At 58.2% G+C, this 3,265-nt stretch carries 2 protein-coding genes and 2 pseudogenes; 2 read left to right on the top strand and 2 right to left on the bottom strand.

Annotation, left to right across the window (positions count from 1 at the left end):
* Window positions 1-491, top strand: a pseudogene (gene prfC / locus B2P82_RS00295) (peptide chain release factor 3); the annotation flags it as partial.
* 103 nt (window positions 492-594) lie between these two features.
* Complete coding sequence (locus tag B2P82_RS00290; RefSeq protein WP_290494258.1) at window positions 595-1,425, top strand: alpha/beta fold hydrolase; 831 nt, start codon at window positions 595-597, stop codon at window positions 1,423-1,425.
* Window positions 1,426-1,440: 15 nt separating this feature from the next.
* Here B2P82_RS00290 and B2P82_RS00285 read toward each other — a convergent pair whose 3' ends face one another.
* The gene (locus tag B2P82_RS00285; protein WP_290482323.1) at window positions 1,441-1,881 is read right to left on the bottom strand and encodes a PAN domain-containing protein; all 441 of its coding nucleotides are present in this window, start codon (window positions 1,879-1,881) and stop codon (window positions 1,441-1,443) included.
* Window positions 1,882-1,941: 60 nt separating this feature from the next.
* Window positions 1,942-3,265, bottom strand: a pseudogene (locus B2P82_RS16920) (ABC-F family ATP-binding cassette domain-containing protein); the annotation flags it as partial.

The raw sequence follows: 3,265 nt of genomic DNA, 5'->3' as shown, positions 1-3,265 counted from the left end.
ACCATGGCCAGTTGCGTGTTGGTGATAGCCTCTCTGAGAGCGGAGATATCCAGTTTGGAGGCATTCCGAACTTTGCCCCCGAACTGCTGCGCCGCGCCCGGGTGAAAGATCCGATGAAAGCCAAGCATTTGCGCAAGGCACTCGAAAGCCTTGCCGAAGAAGGGGTAACCCAACTCTTCAAGCCGGCGATCGGCTCCGACATGATTGTCGGCGCGGTTGGTCAGCTTCAGTTTGAAGTGATGACGGAGCGGGTAGCCGCGGAGTACAATCTTGAAGTCGTCTTCGAGCCTGCACCCTACAATGTCGCGCGCTGGATGAGTTCAGATGACGACAAGAAGCTGGAAGACTTCCTGGACAGGAACAAGTCCGCCAGCGGAACAGATTTGGATGGCGCCCCGGTCTATCTGGCGAAGAATGCCTGGGATGTGGGCTATGCTCAGGAAAAGAACCCGGACATTCGCTTCACGGCTACCAAGGAACGTCTAGTCTAGTTCTGCTGGCGCACGCCGAAAGATATTCTGAAATCTCGTTTCGGTAGTGTATCAAATGTCACGATTCTGGTGTATCTTTCCGTCAATACGGAAGGAGATCAGCATGCCGTATATCAAGACGCGAGATGAGACTGAGATCTTCTACAGGGATTGGGGCCCGGTCGAGGCGCCACCCATCATGTTCCATCACGGCTGGCCTTTGACGGCTGACGACTGGGACAATCAGATGCTGTTCTTTCTCTCCGAGGGCTATCGGGTGATCGCAGCGGACCGCCGCGGTCATGGCCGGTCGCAGGAAACCTGGACTGGCAACGACATGGATACCTATGCCGCGGACACGGACGACCTCGTTACAGCGCTGAACCTGACAAATGTGGTTCATGTCGGACATTCGACAGGCGGCGGGGTGGTGGCGCGTTATGTGGCCCAACATGGCGGGGACCGAGCTGCCAAAGCCGTGTTGATTGGTGCGGTCCCACCCTTGATGCTGAAAACGGCGGACAATCCGGATGGCATACCCATGGACGTCTTCGATGATTTCCGGAGGCAATTGTCAGACAATCGCGCCAGTTTTTTTCTCGATGTCCCAAGCGGTCCGTTTTTCGGATTCAACCGGGATCATGTCGAGACGGTGGAGGCAATGGTCCACAATTGGTGGCGTCAGGGCATGATGGGTAGCGCAAAGGCGCACTATGATTGTATCGCCGCCTTCTCCGAGACGGACTTCACTGAAGACCTGAAGGCTCTCAGAGTGCCCACACTGATCATGCATGGGGACGATGACCAGATTGTTCCGCTCGACCTGACCGCCCGCAAGGCCGCAGACCTTGTCGAGGGTTCAGTACTGAAGATCTATGAAGGCTTGCCGCACGGAATGTGCACAACGCATTCTGAGCTCATCAATCCAGACCTGCTAAATTTCATTCGCGCCTAGAGGAGGGTCACCCGTTCAGGATGGGTCTGGTGCCGTCAGCGGCTCCGGCTTGTCGCTTGGCGGGGAGGCGAAGTCCGATCCACCCTGTAATTCTTCCTGAACTTCAAGCACAGGCTGATGGCGATCTTCGTGCCGGGAAGACAGGCCGGAGGTCGCGAGCGGATTGCGCTCTACCTTACCTGCGCCGCGTTTAAGCTCACAGCGCGAAGCGCCTTCATCGAGTGCAGCTATGTAGCTCCAAGCTAGACAGGCAGACCGCGTATTGCAGAGCTGTTGGCAGTCATCGACGTTTGCGGTGTTTGTAAATTCATAGGTCGCGCCAAAGCGGTAGATGCCAGGCTGCTGGCCCGGAGTGGCTTGTATCGCTTCAGCCGATGCCGGCTCAGCCTCCAGGCTGTCGGCCATGACAGGCAGGCTGAAGCAGGCGGCGAGCAAAAGGGCTGGAAAAAGGCGCATTTCGAAAGACTCCCTCAATCGTCGGCGAATCCTAGGCAGCCTGTCTTAAGGAAAGGTTGTTCAGGCGCCGGACAGGCTTTCGCGCTTTTCCTCGATTTCCAGCCATTCCATTTCGATCATGTCGAGTTCATCCCGCGCAGCGCCTATCCGGGCCGATGCCTTCGCAAACGCATCCGGGTCGCGCGTATACAGCTCCGGGTCGCCCATCTTGGCTTCGAGGGTCTTGATCTCCGCCTGCAGTTTCGGGATCAGCGCGTTGATCTCTTTCTGGCGATGCTCGTCCTTGTAGGAGAGCTTCTTCTGCGGCTTCGGACGCGCGGTTTCAGTTTTGGCCTTCTCGGATTTCTGGGTGGTCTCGTCCTGCTGGCGGAAATGCTTCAGCTGATCCTGCGCATCGGTCCAACCGCCTGCGGTGACCACCCACTTACCGTCGCCTACGGGGCAGAGGCAGCTCGTCACCGTGGCATCCAGAAAGGCCCTGTCGTGGCTGACCAGGATCAGCGTGCCGTCATAGGAGAGCAGCATGTCCTCCAGCAATTCCAGCGTTTGCATGTCGAGATCATTGGTCGGTTCATCCATCACCATCAAGTTGGATGGTTTGGCGAGGCCAATGGCGAGCGCGAGCCGATTGCGCTCACCGCCTGAGAGAGCGCCGACGGGCTGACGCAACTGTTCCGGTTTGAACAGGAAGTCCTTGGCATAGGCGGCGACATGGCGCTGGTTGCCCTGCACCATGATGGAGTCACCGCCCGCCGGTGCGAGCGCTTCCCAGACAGTGTCTTTCGGGTTCAGCGTGTCGCGCGTCTGGTCCTGATAGGTAACTTCCAGCGTCTTGGACTGGCGTACATTGCCCGCATCCGGTTCGATTTCACCCAACAGCAGGCGTACCAGCGTTGTCTTGCCTGCGCCGTTCGGGCCGATGATGCCGANNCGATCCGGTCGCCGCGCAGGATACGCAAGGAAAGGTCTTCGGCAATCACGAGCGGGCCGTTCGGCGTGTCGAAGGTCTTCGACAGACCCTTGGCCTCGATCACCTTCTTGCTCATTGAATCACCGCTGGAGACTGACAAGTCGGCCGTATTCTTGCGGTCCTGTAGCGCGCCACGCATTTCGGCATGCTGCACGCGCATCTGTTTCAGCCGGGCGAGGCGGCCCTGGTTGCGCTTGCGACGCCCGGTCACGCCGCGCGCCAGCCAATGATGCTCATCTTTCAGCTGTGTCGTCATGCGGCGAAGCTGACGTTCCTCTTCCTGCTCGACCTGTTCGGCCCATTCATCGAACTTGGAATAGCCTTCCGGGCTTTTCAGTACCTTGCCCTGACGCAGCCAGAGTGTGTTGGTCGAGACATTCTCCAGGAAACGTCGGTCGTGGCTGACCAGAAGGA

The organism is Hyphomonas sp. UBA4494, from assembly GCF_002388935.1.
Lineage (GTDB): Bacteria > Pseudomonadota > Alphaproteobacteria > Caulobacterales > Hyphomonadaceae > Hyphomonas.
Note: the sequence above shows the minus strand (reverse complement) of the source record. Positions and strands in the feature narration are given on the sequence as shown.

Coding starts and splice junctions, on each gene's coding strand:
- B2P82_RS00285 (WP_290482323.1), bottom strand. CDS start 1,881: ATGCGCCTTTTTCCAGCCCTTTTGCTCGCCGCCTGCTTCAGCCTGCCT.
- B2P82_RS00290 (WP_290494258.1), top strand. CDS start 595: ATGCCGTATATCAAGACGCGAGATGAGACTGAGATCTTCTACAGGGAT.